Source organism: Leyella stercorea (assembly GCF_019052365.1).
Lineage (GTDB): Bacteria > Bacteroidota > Bacteroidia > Bacteroidales > Bacteroidaceae > Prevotella.
On the sequence record NZ_JAHQUY010000056.1, the window covers coordinates 1 to 19574 of the forward strand.

Here is a 19574-nt window from a genome sequence, read left to right on the forward strand (position 1 = left end):
TCAAGCCTTATTTGAGGCTTGATACCCCGCCATGCCCTTTCGCTGAATAGTTACATGAAAATGTTTATCTGTTATTATTTATTAAAAGTTAATTTTACGGTGTAACGACTGATGAAGAACATCTTCAAGAGCGGAGAACTTGTTGAAGATTCAGTTACCGAGAAAAACTCGGCAACTGCTCCAGATGGCAAGAACTACATGACAAAGTTCTATAATCTTGACGCAATCATCTCTGTGGGCTATCGTGTCAACTCCATCCGTGCCACACAGTTCCGCCAATGGTGTACCTATGTTATCCGGCAGTTCTCGCTCCGGGGCTATATCATAGACAAGAAGCGAATGGAGAACGGCTCATTTATCGGTGAGGACTATTTCGAGCATTTGCTGGCAGAGATACGTGAGATTAGATTGAGTGAACGAAGATTTTACCAAAAGCTCACGGATATATATGCTACAGCTGTTAACTACAATAAGGATGCACCTCTGATTTTGATAAATTCAATTCTTTGCCATTTGATGATATTAAGAATTGATAGTCCTATAACACCCATGTACGTGAAAAAATTCTCCATATCTCCCAGTATCGCCGTAACACGCACAGTATAAGTACAATAAAGGCTGGCAGATACGCTTCCCGAAAGCGATATCTGCCAGCCTATCTTCCAGGCGCAGAGTGGTATCTACCAGCGTAAGCTTAGTCCAAACTCAGTCCCAGCTCTGTTCACACCAGCTTTTAACCAACGTCTATTTAGTATAAATAGTGAAACAATAGGCATTGCCGTCCACGGAGACGTCAACAATCACATTCCCTTTCTTCAGCGTTGTCCACTTGCCATCGACCTCCGCGGTTTTGAAATGGAACTTGTTCCTTAGTTCCGATTTTATGTAGTTATAGGCACGTTTGTTGTAGACACTAATCGAGACGAAAGGTCCGAAGCCAACGCTTCCTGCTATCAGCACAGAAGAATTACCCTTACCATATTTAATCGGACTGCCGTCTGCCGCCACCATACAATTCTTATAGTAGACATCCTCATAATAGAAGTCGTTCAACTCAGGGTCGTGATAGCGCCCGCGAAACGCATAGCCGCTATTTTCCGCAATCTTCTTAATACCAACGTTGCCCTCTTTCACACTCTTAATCACCTCACTAATGTTAATGATATCATTGAAAGACGCACGCTGCGCAGCAACCATCTGCGGCGCACCCGTCATAGAGGTCTGGCTATAGCAGCAAAGCAAACTGGTCAGGAACGTCAGAAAAGATATTAATGCTTTCATATTGTATGGTTTAAGTAAATGTTTTTATTGACGCTGCAAAGTTTGCATTTTTCGGATATGATAGCAACGGCTTTTCTGCATATTCTTCAGTGTGTTTTCGCGCTTTCTGCGCTTGGATTCTATTACTATCATAATTTAAAGACCTCTTCGCCAAAACGTTTAATGATGTCAGATTTGATTTTGGATGGAAGGTTATCACAATATGAAAAAGCTTCATCTCCAATATTTGTCACACTATTCGGAATATTGATACTGGTGAGTGATGTACAACATCCTAAAGCTTTATTTCCAATTACCTTCACTCCTTTTCTGATAGAATACTCACCTTTTAATCCTGATGGTGCTTTAAGCAATCTCTTCCAATCCTTACTATATTTTACGCCAAACTCATCCTCCACAGCATTTTTAAGATCCTCTTTTGTAACCTCAGTGCTCCACACTTCCTCTTCCTTCGGCTTCTGCACACCGAACAATCTGAATGAGCACATGGACAAGTTCTTTTTGGCGCTGGCTAAGAGGAACATTGACATTAGGGTTATCGCTTCCTCGTCTGCCAACAAGTCTTGCAGGGCGGTAAAGGTCTTGCTCTTGCTCAAATCGAGGTAGTCGGCGGCTGAGAAGAGGAGACGGTCGGACGCTCCGTACTGGTCAAGCAGGGACGGATTGAGGGAGATGGCTTTTAGCGAGAGGGCAATGGAAGCCAAGGCGAAATCGTCGATAGTTTCGTCGAAGTCATCGATGGTGCGAAGTGGATGTGAGAAGTCCTTGGTGCCGATAGTCGGCGACTTCTGACCTTTCATCGCCGGCACAAACATGCCGTCGTAGTCGACGAGCGTCAGCGTACCGTCGGGGCGCACCATGATATTGTCTGGCTTGATGTCGCCGTGGGCAAACGACTGCGAGCGAAGCCAAGCCGCCATCTTGCAGAAACGGTAGCAAAGCATCGCCATAGCGTGAGTGTCCGTGTAGTTAGCGGCAATATATGTCTCCATCGTCTCGCCCTCAATCCAGTCCATCAGCAACACGGGGAACTCTTCGTTCTCACAGTTGCTGTCAACGAAAAGTTCCTTCTCCAGATACTTCACGGAAGTGATATAAGGCGAGTCGACAAACTCCAACTCCTCGGCTATCTGTCGGTAAGCCTCCGCACGACCTTCCTGCTCCTCGGTGAAACACTTCAAGGCATAGCACTTCCCCGTCTGCTCGTCCTTCATCTTGAACACGACGGCAAACGCACCGCTGCTTCGATATGGCTCGCCGTATTTATCCAGCACGGGCACCAAATGGCTTAACTTGTCCAGATTGTCATGAGCCTCGCGAATGGCAGCGAGATATTCTGATATAAGAGGGTATTGCATAGGTCTTTATTAACGTGGGTTCAATGAAATAGATTTTTCATTACGTACCTACAAAGATACTGTAATTTGGAGACAATACAAAACAAGCTGGCTTGTTTTTATTGCCGTGATGCCAACGAAGTTGTGAAAAGTTAGTGCAAATCGTAGGAGGCTACGGCGTAAAAAGCCGTAGCGGAGGTCTCCGGCCTCCGCAGCAACCAGCGATACTAACTATACTTATTAGTGTCAGACTTGGTGCTGCGTAGGCAGGAGACCTCCGCTACTATATTTATTAGTGTCAAACTTGGTGCTGCGGAGGCCGGAGACCTCCGCTACTATACTTATTAGTGTCAGACTTGGTGCTGCGGAGGCCGGAGACCTCCGCTACTATTGTTTGCTGTGAAGAACTTTTACTTCACAATCTTTCTCGACGCCTTCGATCCGTCGGTGTATGTTATGGTGCGTATGCAGATGCCCTTTGCAGGTGCGCTCAGCTTGCGACCGGAGAGGTCGTAGAAGTCGACGCTCTTTATCTGCTTTACCGTAGCCTCGGTCATATCCACGCCAGTCGGGTCGCCGTTCGGATAGTATTCGGTGATGCCCGAACCGAAGCGCAGGTCGCCGTCAACGTATACAGCCTCCATGCCAATCTTCTTCTTTACGTCCTTGTAGAAGTAGATGGTGCGGTTGTTCTCGTCGTACTTGTAGAACTCGTATTGGTCGCTGAACGAGTAGGGCACATCTGTCATCTCCGTCTCCAGATTCTTGTAGTCGTCGGGCGAGAACGTAACCAACTCGTCGTCGATGTAAAGGTTATAGTAGAGGTGCGACGGGTCGAGATAGTTGAAGTCAGACGAGTAGTAGCTCAGCGTGAACTGCAAGCCGCCGGGGCCTCCCCACGGGTTAGGGTCGTACGGCTGGAAGGCGGTGAGCTTCGGCGGCAGCGGTGCAGCCGGGCGCTTGTCCCATGCGTTGATGAGCGCATAGCGGTAGGTGTCGAAGATGTTAGTGCTGCGGTCGTCGTCCACGCTCTTGTGAATCATCATGATGCCCTTCGTGCTGAGCGCGTTGTTCTCGGCGTCGTAGGTGAAGACGAGCGGTTCGGTGCTGAGGCACGCCTTGTCGAACTCGGTGCCCATCTCGTCCACTCCCTTGCCCATCACAGCCGACGAGGCGTACATGTAGCAAGCCGTTGTGGTGTCGATGCCGATGTATGATGTCGGCGGGAAGGTGACTGTCGTGCCGTCCTTCTTGCCCTTTATCCAGAGGCCCTTGATGTTCGCCGAGAGGTCGCCGAGGTATACGTCGTCTCCGTCGAAGGCGTACTTCACGGGGTAGAGCTGCGACTGTCCTTCTACGTCCATGTATAGCATCAGTCCGTCCTGCACGGTGGCAGCTGCCGACGGTGCCGCCGTGTTGTTGTCGAGCTTCACAGCCTTGTATGTTGCCTCGGCGTAGCTTGTCCAGTTGCCGTTGGCGCGGCACATGCCTATCATCTCGGTCTTGGGCATCACCATGATGAGCGAGTCGTTGCGCCATACGTACTTCAGCAGCTGGTTAGCTTCGCCCTCGTTGGGTCGGAAGGTGTTCTTCTCGTCGACGGTTTCGGGGTGCAGGCGGTAGAGATAGCCGTACACCATGTCGCCCGAGAATACGTCCTCCTCGGCGTATATCGGCTGTGGCAGCTGGAAGGCGATGGTGTCGCCCTCTGCGTGGTAGCCCTTTATCCATGTCTTCGTGTAGAGTGAGTTTATCGGGTTTTCGAGATACACGGCGTCGTCGTTGCCGAAGACCAGACGCTGCCAGTCGCCCGTGCTCTTATGCGGAATGCCGTAGTAGTAGACCGACTCGAAGCCGGTTGTCGTGCGGTAGAGGTTGATTGTCTTGCCCTCTGCAGGCTTTGTTATGAGTTGTGTTTCGCTCTGTGCCATTGCTCCAGTGGCGAACATTGCTGCTAAGATTAGCGTCGAGTAAAGTTTTTCCATAAGCAAATATCCTTGTTTGGTTACTAAAATGGCTTATATCTGCCTGCAAATATAGTAAAATGATATTTATCCTGCAAGTAATGTTGCAAAATGTATACTAAAAAAGTTGCTTACGTAACGTATGGGCACAAAAAAAGGGGCTCCGCCGAGTCCCAACCTTTGTTAACCTTAAATCTAATACCATGAAAAACATTGCAAAGATATTGATTTTGAGGCATATTGCCAAATTTTTGCGTGTGTTTCTTGCGCTTTTGCTATCAAAATACTTGGTTTTTTGATATATGTCAATAGTGTGCGCGCATTTCAGCGATAAACAGTTGAACGTTATCTGCACTATATATGGCAAAGGCTACGGCAGAAATGCCGTAGCCTCCTACTGTTTAATGTATTGCTTCGGTTTACTTCAGCACAACCTTCTTGCCGTTCACTACATAGACGCCGCTCTTCAGAGCCTTTGCGTTCATGCGCTGTCCGTTGAGGTTGTATACCTTTGCGTCCTCAGGCATGTTGTCGATGGTGATGTTCTGTATGCCGTCAACCACCTTGTCGATAACCGTGAGCTTGTATGAAGCCGAAGTAGCTTTGAAGTCGTTGTCGCCAGCGAACCATACGGTGATTGTTGTCTCGCCCGTGCTGCGCAGGATCACAACGCCGTTGGCAGCCACCTCTGCCACCTCTTCGTTAGAGCTGGTGTATGTGAGCGGAGCCACCTCCGACTCGTTGTAGAGTGTAGCGCCGCTGAAGGTGTTGCCCTCACGCATGTTGGCTGTGTACTCCTCCTGGTCGAACGCGAGCTTAGGTGTGTTGCGGTAGTCGTTCACGATGAGTGTGCACGATGCTGTGGCAGCCTTGTACTCGTCGTTGCCTGCGAACGTAACGTCGATGTTCACGCGACCTGCCTTCTTCAGCGTCACATTGCCCTCGGCGTCTACCTCTGCAACGTCGGTTTTGTTAGAAGAGTATGTAACGGCGAGGTTGTTCGGGTTCTTGAAGCCGAGCTGCTCAGCGGTCATTGTCTTCTTGGCGAGGTCTATCATCAGCATTGTCTCCTCGAAAGCGATGCCAGCCTCTGCCTTCTCTCTCTTTATCACCTTGATAAGGTACGAAGCCTCGGCAGGCAGATAGTCGTCGTTGCCGGCGAACTTGGCTGTGATGGTCACTTCGCCCGGGTTCTGCGAGAGCAGCAGGGTGCCGTTCATAATCATGCAGAAGTCTGTGTTGCTGCTTGTGTATGTAACGGGGAGGTTGAGCTCCTCGCCAGCCGCGTTCTTGATGGTCGGCTTGAAGCCGTCGAAGAGCGGAGCCTCGTTGGTATAGCATGTGTAGACGTCCTGCGGGAATGTCATCGTTACGGGCTGCGGGTCTTTCTTCTTTATTACGTTAATCTTGTAGGAAGCCTGGCAAGCCTCATACTTCTCGTTGCCGTAGAAGTAGGCTGTGATGGTGGCTGTGCCAGCCAATTTGTCATCGAGCCATACTACGCCGTTCTCGTCAACATAAGCGAGGGCCTCGTTGTCTGAAGTGTAGACGATTTTGAGACCCTCGATAGCTTCGCCGTTCTCGCCCTTCACGGTAGCCTTCGGCGAACTGAAGTTGCGGACGGCGTTGATGTCGCTGAGGTTGTACTCCTCCTTCGGGAACGTCATTGTTGTAGCTTCCTTCTTTGCGAGCGGAGTCAGCTCTATGCTCTGTATGTAAGCCACCTGACTTGCGCCTGAGAGCTTGAACACGCCGTCGGCGAACGGCACGTCCATATACATTGTGCCGTTGGCGTCGTCAAATACGGCTACATCTTCTGCATGGTTTGTACATTCGAGTTCGGGCGCATTCTGGTCCTTGTATTTCACTGTTACGCGGTAGCCGTTCGGGAACTTGCCGAACGCAGGCGAAATGGCATAGCCCTGCTGTGTAGGGTCCGAAGTAGAGTTTTTCTTCAGCTGCAATCCGCCGCCGTAGTTGTTGAGCATAGCGTTGTGTACGGTGAAGGTGTAGCTGTCGCCGTTGAGGTCAACGAAGTCGAACTCGCCCTCCTTGTATTTGTTCTCATTGCCGAAGCAGTCGAAAGCGCCCTCGTTGTAGTCGAAGATCACCTTTGTAGGGTCGGCAGCACGCTTATGCTTTACATAGTAGAAAGCCTCGCTATCCTTAAAGAGAGCGCCTTCGGCAGCTGTGTATGTGGCTGTAATCTTTGCTGTGCCGTAGTTCGTGCCCCATGTGAGTGCGCCAGTTGTCTCGTCAACAGCTACGATGTCTGTATGATCGCTCTTATATGTGAGCTTACCATTGCTTGAGTTGAGAGCTTCTGCAGGAGTAACACTTGCAGTCTTGCCTACAGGTGCTTCGTCACCAGAGAATGTGAATGTTGCTCCGTCTATGTCCTTGCCGAATGTTGTTGTTGTCTCAGTCTTTTTAGAAGCGCCGGTTGCTACGAACTCTATTTGAGAGATGTAGTAAGAAGCTGTGTTTGTTGTGAAGATGTATTTGCAACCAGCAACCTGGGCTTCTTTTGGCACTTCAACTGTGTATTCTGCCCATGAAGCCTTTGCTACTTCTGTAGCGTTGAATGTCTTGAAGACAACTGCATCAGCTTCGCCAATTTTGTAAGCAACGGTCATTGTTGTGCCTTTGCTACTTCTTGTTGTTGTTACTACAAGTTCTGTTGCCGCTTCTGCCATTGCCGGACTTGAAATAGAAGCGCCTTTCTGTAACTGTATGGCAGTCTTTCCTTCGTAAGTTTGTTTTGCAACTGTGCCTGCAAGTTTCGTCCAGTCGCTTGGAAGGCCGTTTGAGAAGTCAACTGTCGTTTGTGCCATAACCGCCGCGCTTACGAGCACGAGCAGGTTGAGCATGAAAAAGCGTAGATGTTTAATCATAATGCTTTGGTTTTTTGTTGTTTATAATTAGTTGTTTTAGATTTCTTTTGTCATTAATGAATCGTAACGCAAAGTTACTCATTAGTTGGCACATAAGCAAGTGTACAACGGAATAAAGCTGATGATGTAACGCTTTATTATCACTTCAAGTTTTTGATTACCGCACTACGGTAACATCATTACCGCACCATGGTAATGTCGTTACCGCGCTTCGGTAATGTCGTTACCACGCCACGGTAACGATGCAGAACGAAAAAAAATGGTCGGTTAGCGTTGAGCCAACCGACCATTATGTCTGATTTATCGAAAATCAAATCCTTACCTTACTCGCCAAGGCTGATAGCCTCCTGCGGGCAAACGCTTGCGCATGTGCCACACTCTGTGCAGAGGTCAGGGTTGATTGAATACTTTTCGCCTTCTGAGATAGCCTCTACCGGGCACTCGCCAATACATGTACCGCATGCGATGCAGTCGTCACCAATTACGTAAGCCATAATCTTTAATATTTAAATTGTTATTGTTAAATGTTTATTATTTCAGTCGATACCTACTTTTGTAGTAGTTGCAAAGGTAGTGTTTTTCTTTGACATACCTACAAATAGGTATTACATTTAACATTTATTTTCTCTCCAGCATGAGTTTAATTTTGCCTACGAACACGGCGTGCTTGCCGTTCTGGTCGTCGGGTATCAGCTTGCCGTCGGCGTTCGGCGCATACCTCAGTTCGGTGAAGTAGGTGTGCGAGTGTCCGCCGAGCACGATGTCTATGTCGTGGTTCTTGGCGAGCATCTCCTCGTCGTCAACGTCGTTCTCCATGCTCCATCCGAGGTGGGAGAGGCATATCACGACGTCGCACTTCTTGTTGTGGCGCAGCTCGTGAGCCACCTTGTCGGCTGTGGCTACAGGGTCGAGATACTTCACGCCTACGCACTTTGTGGCGTCAACGAGTCCGTCGAGCTTCGGCGACACGCCGAACACGCCGATGCGCACGCCGCCTCGCTTCAGTATGATGTACGGTTTGGTGAGTCCTTCTACGGCTGTGCCCGTGAAGTCGTAGTTGGCGCAGACGATGGGGAAGGTTGCTGCGCGGAAAATCTTAGCCATGTTCTCCAAGCCGAAGTCGAACTCGTGGTTGCCTATCGTCACGGCGTCGTACTTCATTGCCGACATCAGTTCGGTCTCCACCTCACCCTTGAACAGAGTGTAGTAGGGCGAGCCTTGCGAGAAGTCGCCCGAGTCGAAGACGAGCACGTCGGGGTTAGCCTTACGCTCCTGGCGTATCATCTCCATACGGCGTATGAATCCGCCTCTGCCAGCTACGAGCGTGTCGGCGAGGTTGGGGTTGAGCGGCATGATGCAGCTGTGCGTGTCGTTGGTGTGCAGAATCTCTATGGTTTTCTGTGCTGCCGCGCTGAGCGATGTGGCAAGCGCAAGAGCTATAATATATATGTATCGTTTCATAGGTTCTTTTATATGTTTCCTAACTTTTACTCTTTTACTTTTTTACTTTTAAAAGCCCTTTTTACTTTTTTACTCTTTTACTTTTTTACTTTTCAACTATTGTCATGCGTCCCTCCACGGCGCAGCTCACAGCCTCGCCCTTAGCGTCGGCAGCCTTGAAATACTGCTCGATGATGTGACGCACGTTGTTCTCCTCGCCCGTAGGCGACACCACGTCGGTCTTCTTGCGGAACGCCTCCATGTGGTCGTTGCCCTGCGCAAGATAGTCGAGCGTAGCCACGCGATACTTAGCGTTGGGGTCTACAGGCTTTCCGTTGATAGTGGCAGAGACGAGCTTGCCGTCAGCCGTTGCCGTGAGGCGCAGCGAGTGGCTCAGTCCCTCGCCGTGGCGCATAGCTATCTGCCCGAACAGCTCAAGCACGTCGGCACCGCTGAGCGTGAGGAAGCAAATCTTGTTGTCGAACGGCGCCACGTCGAGAATGTTGCCGCGCGTCACGGTGCCCTTGCTCAGCGCAGCACGTATGCCGCCCATGTTGTACACGGCGAAGTCGGGCTGCTCGTTGAATTTCGCGCCGCCCCACACGAGTATGTCGGCGAGAAGGTTTGAGAGCGGACTCTCGGGGCGCTTCACCCAGAGATTTTCTGCAGCATGACCCTGCACGGGGTTCATCTCTGCGTCCACCAGCTTCTTGCGTCGGAGCAAGGCGTTGTTGGTTCTTACCACTTCAGGGTCGGTGCTGTTGTCGTAACGCGAGTCGATGAGTATGCGGCTGCGTTCCACCGACGCTACATGATACTGAGCTGTAGAGCACGAAGCAAAGGCAAGCGCCAGAACGGCTGCTGCCGAGATGCTTATTGTGTGTAATCTGTTCATTATATGCAAGTTTTGATTTTGATGGTGTTATGTTAAACTTTATATAAACGTAGTGCAAAGATACTCATTATTTCTGATAAAATTTTGCTGAACGGATAAAAAGTCGTAACTTTGCACTCGCTTTTCGGCGTAACCGATGACGGGAAGATGAGTAGCCCGATTATGTTGCGCGAGAACGATAAACAAATTTAATTATCAAAAGAAAATGGATTTAATTAAAGTTGCTGAAGAAGCATTTGCAACCGGCAAGAAGTTCCCTGAGTTCCGTTCAGGTGACACAGTCACAGTCGCTTACAAAATTATCGAGGGTTCAAAGGAGCGTATTCAGCTCTACCGTGGTGTAGTTATCAAGATTTCTGGTCACGGAGACAAGAAGCGTTTCACCGTTCGCAAGATGTCTGGTACAGTAGGTGTAGAGCGTATCTTCCCTATCGAGTCGCCGAACATCGACAGCATCGAGGTGAACAAGCACGGTAAGGTACGTCGCGCTAAGCTCTACTACCTCCGCAACCTTACTGGTAAGAAGGCACGTATCGCTGAGCGTCGCGTTGTTGCTCCTTCAGCTGAGTAATCACCCGTCAGACAACAAGAAAAACAAAGGCAGAAATACATTGCGTATTTCTGCCTTTTGTTGTTTATAGGTTACAGAACTGGTCGATGAGCTTCTTGCGGAACAGGCGTCCTACCTTCACGTCCTCCACCTTGTCGAACGGCGGATAGAAGCGGCAGGTGTTGTTCGTCACCTCCATGAGATAGCCGATGTTGATGATGTGTTTCTGGCTCACGCGCACCAGCTGGCTGTTCAGCGCGAGCAGCATGTCGCTGTTCACGTTGCGCTTCAGGCGTATCGGCGTCTTCTGGTGGGCGAGTGTCAGCTCCCACACGCGCAGATCGTGGTTGTAGGCAAGCACACCAATCTCTCGGATGTCTACAAGACGGAAGTCGACGGAGTTGGTGTAGACGATGAACTTGCCGTCGTTGTGGCAGGCGATGCCGTTGGCAGGGTCGCCGATGGTAGTTTCGTCGTCGAAGGCTTCGTCAGCGGCTTCCTCCAGTTCGGCTTCGCCTCTCGTTTCGGCGTAGTTATAGACGGAGTTTGGCGCACCAGCCATCTCTATGCAGACGCGTCGCACGATGTTGCGCAGCTCGGTGTCGTCGATAGGCTTCATCAGGTAGTCGAACGCCTTGTTGCGGAACGCCGAGAGCATGAAGCGGTCGTGCGCGGTGTACATCACCGTGCGGCATTTGTATTGCGGCAGGCAGTTGACGTGCTCCAGAAACTCTATGCCCGAGATGTCGGGCAGCTCGATGTCGAGGAACAGCACGTCGGGTCGTGTCTCGTTTATCATGCGCAGTCCGTCGAGTCCGTTCAGGGCTATGCCGCACAACTCGGTCTCGTCATACGCTGCGAGCTTCTTTGCGAGGGCGTTGGCAGCCGCTTTGTCGTCGTCGACAATTACAAATCTCATCATAAGTCTTTCTTTTTTTAGTTGCGTTTCTATTCAGCTTACTGTTACAGGAACTTCACTCCGTCGGGCACGCGCACCGTTGCACGGCATCCGCAGACGTTTCCGTCGTGCTCTATGTTCGTTATCTCGAAGCGTATCTTGTTCTTGTTATGCTCGTTGTTTATGGCTACGGTCTGCGCTATGATGCCCAGTCCGGTCTTCTTCTTGAACGTGCCGTTGAAGGTGGAGAAGCCGGGTCCGTTGTCGCTCACGTTGATGACTGTAGTGTGCAGTTCGCGGTGCACTTCGATGGTGAGTTCCTTGTGTCCGTCCCATCCCTTCAGACCGTGTATGATGGCGTTCTCGGTGAGAATCTGCAGGAACATAGACGGCACGAGCACCTTCTCACGGTCTACGTCTGCCGCCACATTGATGTGCCAAGCGAAGTCGTCGCCCAGCATGAAGCGCTCAACGCGTATGTACTTCTCCACGAAGTCGAGCTCTTCGGCGAGCTTCACGGCGGGTTGTCGCGACATGTCGAGGTTGGTTCTGATGAGGCGCGTGAGGTCGAGCAGCTCGGTGTCGTCCACGCGTCCGGCGTTAACAATCTTGTTGTTGAGCACGTTGAACACGAAGTGTGGCGAGATGCGGTTGCGCACGATGTTCAGACGCAGGTTCATGATGTCCATCTGCGCCTTCATCTGCTTGCGTTTGCTCTGCATTATCCATAGCGCAAAGAGCAGCATGAGCAGCAGTACGATGGCAATGCTGAGCAGCAGCTGCTTCTGTGTCTTCTCGATTGTGGCGTTCTTGTGCTCTATTGTGAGGTCGTGGTGCAGCTTCAGCGTGTCGCTTGTAAATCGCGCCATGATTTCGGCAGAACGCATGTTCGAGTGGTTATGTTCGAGCGAGTCGTTGTATTCGCTGATTTCGTTCATCAGCGTGTAAGCCCGCCGGTAGTCGCCCACCTTTTCGTAGTAGCGTTGCAGATAGATGTTGCGCAGGTTGGCGAGCGAGTATTGCACGGGGTGGTTTTCCGTCTCGTCATTGGAGTCTATTATGCGCTGAGCCGCGGCGGTGTTGCCCGTTCGGGTGGCTATACCGATGCGTATTGTCTTGCAGTAGTGGAGCGCCGTGAGGTCGTGCCTCTTGCGGAAGTAGGGCTCAACCTCGTCGAGGCACTGCTGCGAGCGACTTATGCTGTCCATGTTCAGATAGACGTCGGCGAGGTTCACCTTGCACTGGTACATGTCGAAGTTGTTCTGCATGCCGTGGCGCTCTATGGTGCGCTTCATGCGCAGGAACATCTTGAGCGCCTGCGGGTAGTCCTTCAGAAAATAGTAGTAGTTGCCGAAGTTGTTTAGGAAGTAAGCCTGCATTGACGGCGACATCATCAGGAAGTAGTTCTCCGTAGCCTTATAATAATGTAGTGCGGTGTCGAAGTCGTGCAGCGAGAGGTATATCTGCGCCAGTCCCATGTAGAGCGTAATGTTCTCCTTCTCGGGCAGCGAGAGCGAGTCGACGAGGAAGAGCGCGCGGCGGTACCACTGCGCCGCCTTCGGAATCTCGTTGTTCTGAATGTAGGCGTCGGCGAGATTGGCGCACACGTTGGGCATATTGTGCTTCGCGTCGCTGTTGGCGAGCAGGTCGTAAGCCGACCGGTATAGCTCTATAGCCTGTTCCTTGTTGCGGTGGAAGTTGTGGTAGTAGACAGCGCGGCAATTGTACGCACCTGCTACGAGCGAGTTGAGTCGGAGTGTCTGTTTTCGGCTAAGTTTCTGCTTGCGTTGTTCGCTGGCGAAGCGCAGAATGTTGTCGATGCAGTTCTTGGAGCGCTCCGGACTGTCGCTGAGCGATAAGAAGCGTGCCTCGCGCAGTCGGTATTCGTAGGCTGTGATGCTGTCGGGCGCTGTGCGTATGCCCTCGTCGATGATTCGTTGTGTGGAAGGCGCGAAGGTCATCACCGAGTCGTCAATCTGTCGCAGGCGATTGATGCGTGCCGAGTCGGCGTCGTCTGTGGCGGACGCGCTTCTTCCGCCGCACCCTACGCTCAGAACAGACACGACGAGTGCGGCGAGAAGCGTAGCGCATGTCCTACAGGCGAATGTTGAGATGCGTTTTGCGCATGCTTCTCTGACGATTAGTAGATAGTTTGGTTTCATTGTTTCTGGCATTAAGTCTTGCTGACCGTTAGTTGAGCGTCAGTCCGTCGGGTGCGATGCTGATGAGTCGCTGGCGATAGAGGTCGCCCACGGCTTTCTTGAACACCTTCTTGCTCACCTGGAAGCGTCGCTTGATGTCCTCAGCGTCGCTCTTGTCGCCCAGGTCGCACTTGCCGTCGTGCTCCTTGAGGTACTGCAGCAGCGTGTCGGCGAAGTCGAGTGTCTGCTGTCGTCCGGTAGGCTGCAGCGTTACGTCAATCTTTCCGTCGGGACGCACGGTGCCGATGTAGCCCTTCACGCGGTCGCCGGTGTGCAGATAGCGGAACACCTGACCCTCGTAGACCAGTCCCGGGTAGCAGTTGTCGATGATTACCTTGAAGCCCATCTCTGTCTTCTGCCACACCAGCAGGTCTACCTCCTGACCGTGGTTGTAGAACGGGTGGCGCTCTGCGAAGTATTTCTCCACCTTTGCCGACGCCACGATGCGGTAGCTCTCCTCGTCGATGTGTACATGCACGATGTAGCTCTCGCCCTTCTGCATGCGCTTCTTCTGCTCGCGGAACGGGCAGAAGAGGTCTTTCATCAAGCCCCAGTTGAGGAATGCGCCGTACTCGTTCACCCACGACACTTCGAGGTAGGCGAAGTCGCCCACCTTGCACAGCGGCGTCTCCGTAGTGGCTACGGGGCGCTCGTCCTGGTCGAGGTAGACGAACACGTTAAGCTCGTCGCCGGGCTTCGTGCCTTCGGGCACATAGCGCTTAGGCATGAGTATCTCTCCTTCGTCGCCGCCGTCGAGGTAGATACCGAAGTCAACCTCCTTAACGACAGTCATTTTATTGTAGTCGCCGAGTTTTATCATATTGTTTTGTTGTTCGTTTGTTTATTTGTAGGAGGGCATGTGCATTCCTGCCGTACCCTTGTAAATGGTGTTCACTAATGCTACAGCTTTATCAGTCCGTCCTCGATGTGTATTGTGCGGTCGGTGATAGAAGCGAGGTGCTCGTCGTGGGTGACGATTACGAAAGTCTGGCCGAACTTGTCGCGCAGGTCGAAGAAGAGCTGGTGCAGCTCTGCCTTGTTCTTCGAGTCGAGCGAGCCCGACGGCTCGTCGGCAAGCACCACAGCCGGGTTGTTCACCAGGGCGCGCGCCACAGCCACACGCTGCTTCTCGCCGCCCGAGAGTTCGTTGGGCTTGTGGTTGGCGCGGTCGGCGAGTCCCATGAAGTCGAGCAGTTCGAGAGCGCGTTTCTTCGCCTCGGATGTGCCTTTGCCTCCGATGTAAGCAGGTATCATGATGTTCTCGAGCGCCGTGAACTCGGGCAGGAGTTGGTGAAACTGGAAGACGAAGCCGATGTGCTGATTGCGGAAGTCGCTCAGCTTGTTCGACGAGAGGCTCATCACGTCGACGCCGTCAACGCTTATCTCGCCGCTGTCGGGCTTGTCGAGCGTGCCCATTATCTGCAGCAGTGTGGTCTTGCCGGCACCGCTCGGGCCTACAATGCTCACTACTTCTCCTTTGTCTATATGCAAGTCGATGCCCTTGAGCACTTGCAGCGAGCCGAAGCTCTTGGTTATTCCTTTTATGTCGATCATATTATGGTGTGATGTTGAGATGTTGAGGTGTTGTGATGTTGTGATGGTGAGGTGTTGAGATGGTGAGATGTTGAGATTAGCTTTTCAATTCAAAATTCTTTAATTCAGAATCGGCGCAGCCGACAATTCAAAATTCAAAACTCAAAACTCAAAATTGCCTTCGGCAACAATTCAAAACTCAAAATTTCTTCTTAATCCACTTTCCGATTGCCTCGTATGCGCTCTGGTCCTCGGTGTGCTGCGGCTGAGCGAATGTCATTTCGTCCATAGCGTCGCCGTGCTGGTCGGGGAAGATGATCATGATGTTTGAGCCAGAGAAGTGGTGCTTTATCTCTTCGGGCAGATGCTCCAGCGCGTTCTTGAACGACACCGTGCCCTTTCTTGCCGTCACAACCACGAAGAGATGGTCCTTCTGTATGCTCTCGGCGATGTGCGGCATCTCGTTCCAGTGGGTCATCTCGGTGAACGAGCAGCGCATGGTGGGGTGGTAGTGGCGTATGTAGTCGGCTATGAGCGGCAGCGTGTCGCCACGTCCGTGAAACTCCGTGTGGCACTCCATGTTGCACGCCAGACGCGAGAGGCGCTCCAGCCAGCGGTAGAAGCCAGGCTCGAACTGCGCACGCGACGGCACAGCCACCTTTATGCGGCGTATCGTTGCCAGTGGCTGGTTGAGGCGAGCCATTATTATCTGAGAGTTGAGGCCGTTGAAGAGGCTCTGGTGGAACGCTCCCCAGAACTTCTGCGACACCTCAGGGTGCATGTGCATGCCGATGATGATGTCCGTTGCGCGGAACTCCTTGAAGGCGTGGCGTATGCCGTTGGCGATGTTCGCCGCAACGCGCACCTGCGTCTGCATCGTCATATCTGCCGACGCGCTGTACTGCGCCATGCGCTCCAGCAGCTGGCTGCCTTTCTCCAGGTTGCGCTGCATGTCGTCGTCGTCGTACACCACGTTCAGACCCACGAGCTGTGTGGTGTTCTTCGGGTTGCGCATGAGCATCGCGAGGTTAACGAGGCGCTGCGCATACTCGGGGTATTTCAGCGGTATGAGAATCTTCTCCTCAGCCGTGGCCGGCTTGTCGTCGCTCGGCATCTCGCGGTCGCGCAGCGTGATCTGTTGCGCCGCACGCTCTGTCATCATCGTCGAGATGATGCACGTAACGAGAATCATGAGCACCACGCTGTTCAGCATGTCGTCGGTGACGAGCGGCTTGCCCGGCTCCAGCTCCACGCGCATACCGATCATGAGCATGGCGATGGCGCCGGCGGCGTGTGCCGAAGTGAGTCCGAACATCATGTTGCCCGACGACTTCGGCAGTCGGAACATGGAGGCTGCGGTGTATGCGGCTATCGCCTTGCCGAGCGTTCCGAAGCCCGCAATGACGAGCATCGCTATGATGATGGTGCTGCCCTCGAAGAGCAGTCGCACGTTGATGAGCATGCCCACGCCGATGAGGAAGTAGGGTATGAAGAGTGCGTTGCCGATGAACTCGATGCGGTTCATAAGCGGCGACACGTGGGGTATGTAGCGGTTGAGGATGATGCCGGCTACGAAGGCGCCGATGATGCCTTCAAGACCTGCGACTTCGCTCGCCGCCGCACTCATGAAGAGCATCGACATCACGAATATGAACTGCATGACGGCGTCGCTGTAGCGGCGCAGGAACCAGCGCGTGAAGCGCGGAATGAGCAGGAACATCGCGACGCAGTAGCCCACGAACTTGCCCACGAACAGCAGCCAGAACCACACGCTCGTCTCGCCGCCGTACGAGGCGACGATGGCTGTAAGCGCCACGAGCGCCATGAGCAGCGAAATCATCGACGAACCGACCGAGAGCGTCACGCTCGGCTTGCGCTGCAGACCGTAGCGGCCCACTATGGGGTAGGCGATGAGCGTGTTCGACGCCATGAGGCAGCCCAAGAGCAGCGACGCGAACACGGAGTAATGCAGCAGGGATATGCTGGCGAAGTATGTCAGCACGAGCGGCAGCGCGAACGTGAGCAGACCGAATCCGAGGAAGCGGCCCTTGTTGCGTTTCACGCCCTCCATGTCCATCTCCAGCGAGGCGAGGAACATGATGTAGTAGAGTCCGACCTTGCCGAACAGCTCGAACGAGTCGTCGCGCGCAAGGATGTTGAAGCCGTACTTGCCGACTGCTACTCCGGCGAGCACCATGCCAATGATATGCGGGATGCGCAGCTTGCCCATGATGATTGGGGCAAACAGAATGATGAGCATCACCACAAAGAATATCAGGGTGGGGTCGGTTATCGGGAAATAGCTGGCAAGATTGGTCATGAACTGATTGTTTTTTTACCTGCAAAGATAAACAAAAAATCGCTAACAGCTCAATCAGTGTTAATAAAAAAACTCCGCATGCATAGCGCATACGGAGTTTTTTTATGTGTTAATAGCCTACGGTGAGGGTGTTCACGCAAATCATGCGGAAGCTAAAGCCGTCTTCCGATCCGCTATAGTCTTCATAGACGCGCATCTGCTTGCCCTTGAAGCGCACGGTGGTATAGCCCTCCCAGTCGCTGTTGTCGGGATCGTACGGATCCCAAAAGTGCAATGTGCCGCTGGTAGCGTCTGTCCAATCCCATTTTGCCACCTCTGCTGTGTGGTCCATGTAGAAGCAGATGTATGTGTTGTTTGTAGAGAATATTACGCGGTAGCAGAACTCGCTGTCCTCGTCGAGAACATCGTCCTTGTCATAATCCCACTTCTGTGCAGCCGGCGAGAGATCAATATTGTGCGAGACAACACCGTTTGTAATCCACTGCTTGCCGTGTGCTATGTATGCACCGTTGAGATAGTGCCATGTCTCGAAGCTGTTCATTCGCCATGAGCGGCAGAGGCTTCCAGTCCAATCCGTATTCTCTGTTTCTGCATAATTCACGTATACCGTCGACTTCACGCCGTTGCTGTTGGTGTATACCACAGTAGAACTGCCTTCCTGCAGCTTGCGCAGGTCGAGCAATGCGCCGTTGTTGAATCGGTACACGCCCTTCTGCTCGCGTGTGTATGTGCCGTAAGTGTACGAACCGTTGTCGAAGATTATTGTGCCGTCCTCGTTGGCACGTGTAGCCATGCGCTTTGTGCCGCGTTTCTTGAAGACAGAAACCGATCCGTCTGCCTCGCGCTTCGCTTTCACGGTCTTCTGCGGCGCATGGTTGTTGTTTGCTCCGCTCATGAGGTAGTGACCGTCGCCGAAAAGCTCGATAGACGAGAATTCGGGATTGCCTTCTACTGTACTCTGAACCTCGACCTTTATCGCGTCCTCAGCATAAGGCTCATCTTCGAAATTGCCGGGTGTGAACTCTGTGGTAGGCAATGCGCCTGCAGGTATCTTCTCATCGCCATATTCGCCGTTTTCGTCGCTTTCGCAGGCTGTGAAGCCTACCGATGCAAGAGCGATGAGGCAGGCATAAAGAAAGTTTCTTTTCATATATGTTTTCGTTTAGGGTTTTCTATTCTGATTTTTTTTGTTGCTTAGAAGCGGATGGCTACGTATGCGCGGATGCCGCTCTGCTTCAGCGTGAACTTCTCGGTTGAGAAGTAGCTCTCGCTGTCGCCCTCGTCGTAGTCGCTGCCGTTGTCGTAGTCGCCGTCGTTGTTGCCCTCGTCGTCGCCGCCGTCGAAGCTTGCCTGCTTGTACTTAACCTTGCCCCAAAGACCCTCGACACCGAGCGAGATGCACTTGTAAGCCACCGATACGCCGGCTGCCATCATGCAACCGAAACCGTAGGCGAAGGTGTCGTTCTGCAGCACGCCCGTTGCCGTAGGCATCACGTGGAAGTAGGCTGCTGCGATGAGCTTGTTCCAAGGATTAACGCTTACGCTCGGACCAACGTGTACGCTGTAGTCGAACTTGTGCATACCGAGGTTGATGTTGCCAGGAAGTACAGACGGATTGCCGTCGGGCTTGCCGCTGACGATGTCGTCGAAGCCGTCAGAAGCGCGTGTGCCGGTCTGGTCGCTGGTGCCAACATTGTTGAGTTTCAGCTTGGTATAGGTGAAGTCGAAGAAGCCGTAGTCGATACCAATCTTGATGAGTCCGGCGATTGGCTTGGCGTGAAGATAGGCTGTGCGACCCTGCTGTACGAAGAACGATCCGTTGGTCTTCCATGTCATCGCCTCGCCGTCTGTGCGCTCGAGGTTAGGCTGGGTGATACCGAACTTCCAGTATTTCTTGCGCTTCCAAACCTTAGTGTAGTTCTGCTCCTTTTCAAGGGTGTTCACGCGGTTCTCCATCTGTGCGAGCTTCTCGCTCAGAGTGTCTACGGGTTGGGTCAGAACAGAGTCTGACGATGCGCTGTAGGTCTGCACAGACGCTGCTGATGCAGACATGGCAATGGCGGTGAAGGCTGCCATCATTACAGTCTTGATAACTTTTCTCATTGTCTTTTGTATTTTAACTGATTTTTAACTTTGCAGGGACATAACGCCTTTGAAACGTTAGAAAAATACTTAATACTTTTTACTATATGCAAAGTTATATAAAAGTTATTGCTGTCCGCTAAAACTTTTCATACAAAATAAATTAGGGCTGACACTTC

General features: G+C 52.1%; 15 protein-coding genes and 1 pseudogene. 2 read left to right on the top strand and 14 right to left on the bottom strand.

The genetic code is table 11. The features are described from left to right. Positions 1–111 precede the first annotated feature (111 nt). Positions 112–483 (top strand): annotated as a pseudogene (gene rhuM / locus KTQ90_RS09810) (RhuM family protein); the annotation flags it as partial. A 261-nt stretch (positions 484–744) separates the two neighbouring features. Here the strand turns inward: rhuM and KTQ90_RS09815 are convergent. The 7 genes from KTQ90_RS09815 to KTQ90_RS09845 form a co-directional block, all read right to left on the bottom strand. After that, entirely contained in the window at positions 745–1281 is a 537-nt protein-coding gene (locus KTQ90_RS09815; protein ID WP_217318270.1) for a hypothetical protein, read from the bottom strand. Positions 1282–1409: 128 nt separating this feature from the next. Continuing rightward, the gene (locus tag KTQ90_RS13755) at positions 1410–2639 is read right to left on the bottom strand and encodes a protein kinase domain-containing protein (RefSeq protein ID WP_254360398.1); all 1230 of its coding nucleotides are present in this window, start codon (positions 2637–2639) and stop codon (positions 1410–1412) included. Between the two features lie 389 nt (positions 2640–3028). Next, entirely contained in the window at positions 3029–4603 is a 1575-nt protein-coding gene (locus tag KTQ90_RS09825) for a hypothetical protein (RefSeq protein ID WP_217318271.1), read from the bottom strand. Positions 4604–5001: 398 nt separating this feature from the next. Then, entirely contained in the window at positions 5002–7476 is a 2475-nt protein-coding gene (locus tag KTQ90_RS09830) for an Ig-like domain-containing protein (protein WP_217318272.1), read from the bottom strand. Positions 7477–7799: 323 nt separating this feature from the next. Further along, positions 7800–7970, bottom strand: coding sequence for a 4Fe-4S binding protein (locus tag KTQ90_RS09835; protein WP_007897308.1), 171 nt, complete (start codon positions 7968–7970; stop codon positions 7800–7802). 124 nt (positions 7971–8094) lie between these two features. Then, entirely contained in the window at positions 8095–8937 is an 843-nt protein-coding gene (locus tag KTQ90_RS09840) for a bifunctional metallophosphatase/5'-nucleotidase (RefSeq protein ID WP_217318273.1), read from the bottom strand. Between the two features lie 85 nt (positions 8938–9022). Next, positions 9023–9811 (bottom strand): 5'-nucleotidase C-terminal domain-containing protein, encoded by a 789-nt coding sequence (locus KTQ90_RS09845; RefSeq protein ID WP_217318274.1) that lies wholly within the window; start codon positions 9809–9811, stop codon positions 9023–9025. Positions 9812–10016: 205 nt separating this feature from the next. On the opposite strand from KTQ90_RS09845, the gene rplS reads away from it, so the two are divergent. Continuing rightward, on the top strand, positions 10017–10382 hold the full coding sequence (rplS, locus tag KTQ90_RS09850) for a 50S ribosomal protein L19 (protein WP_022158563.1): 366 nt from the start codon (positions 10017–10019) through the stop codon (positions 10380–10382). A 64-nt stretch (positions 10383–10446) separates the two neighbouring features. Here rplS and KTQ90_RS09855 read toward each other — a convergent pair whose 3' ends face one another. From KTQ90_RS09855 to KTQ90_RS09885, 7 genes are all read right to left on the bottom strand, one after another. Then, on the bottom strand, positions 10447–11283 hold the full coding sequence (locus tag KTQ90_RS09855) for a LytR/AlgR family response regulator transcription factor (RefSeq protein WP_217318275.1): 837 nt from the start codon (positions 11281–11283) through the stop codon (positions 10447–10449). 41 nt (positions 11284–11324) lie between these two features. Then, a complete protein-coding gene (locus tag KTQ90_RS09860; protein ID WP_217318276.1) occupies positions 11325–13421 on the bottom strand; it encodes a tetratricopeptide repeat-containing sensor histidine kinase in 2097 nt (698 codons plus the stop codon). Between the two features lie 28 nt (positions 13422–13449). After that, positions 13450–14280, bottom strand: coding sequence for a CvfB family protein (locus KTQ90_RS09865; protein ID WP_217318277.1), 831 nt, complete (start codon positions 14278–14280; stop codon positions 13450–13452). Between the two features lie 80 nt (positions 14281–14360). After that, on the bottom strand, positions 14361–15014 hold the full coding sequence (locus KTQ90_RS09870; RefSeq protein ID WP_217318278.1) for an ABC transporter ATP-binding protein: 654 nt from the start codon (positions 15012–15014) through the stop codon (positions 14361–14363). 178 nt (positions 15015–15192) lie between these two features. Then, entirely contained in the window at positions 15193–17313 is a 2121-nt protein-coding gene (locus KTQ90_RS09875) for a cation:proton antiporter (RefSeq protein ID WP_217318279.1), read from the bottom strand. A gap of 109 nt (positions 17314–17422) precedes the next feature. Further along, on the bottom strand, positions 17423–18463 hold the full coding sequence (locus tag KTQ90_RS09880) for a hypothetical protein (protein ID WP_217318280.1): 1041 nt from the start codon (positions 18461–18463) through the stop codon (positions 17423–17425). Positions 18464–18507: 44 nt separating this feature from the next. Next, positions 18508–19416 carry a hypothetical protein gene (locus KTQ90_RS09885; RefSeq protein WP_217318281.1) on the bottom strand — a complete coding sequence of 303 codons (909 nt, stop codon included), beginning with the start codon at positions 19414–19416 and terminating at the stop codon, positions 18508–18510. Positions 19417–19574: the final 158 nt, after the last annotated feature.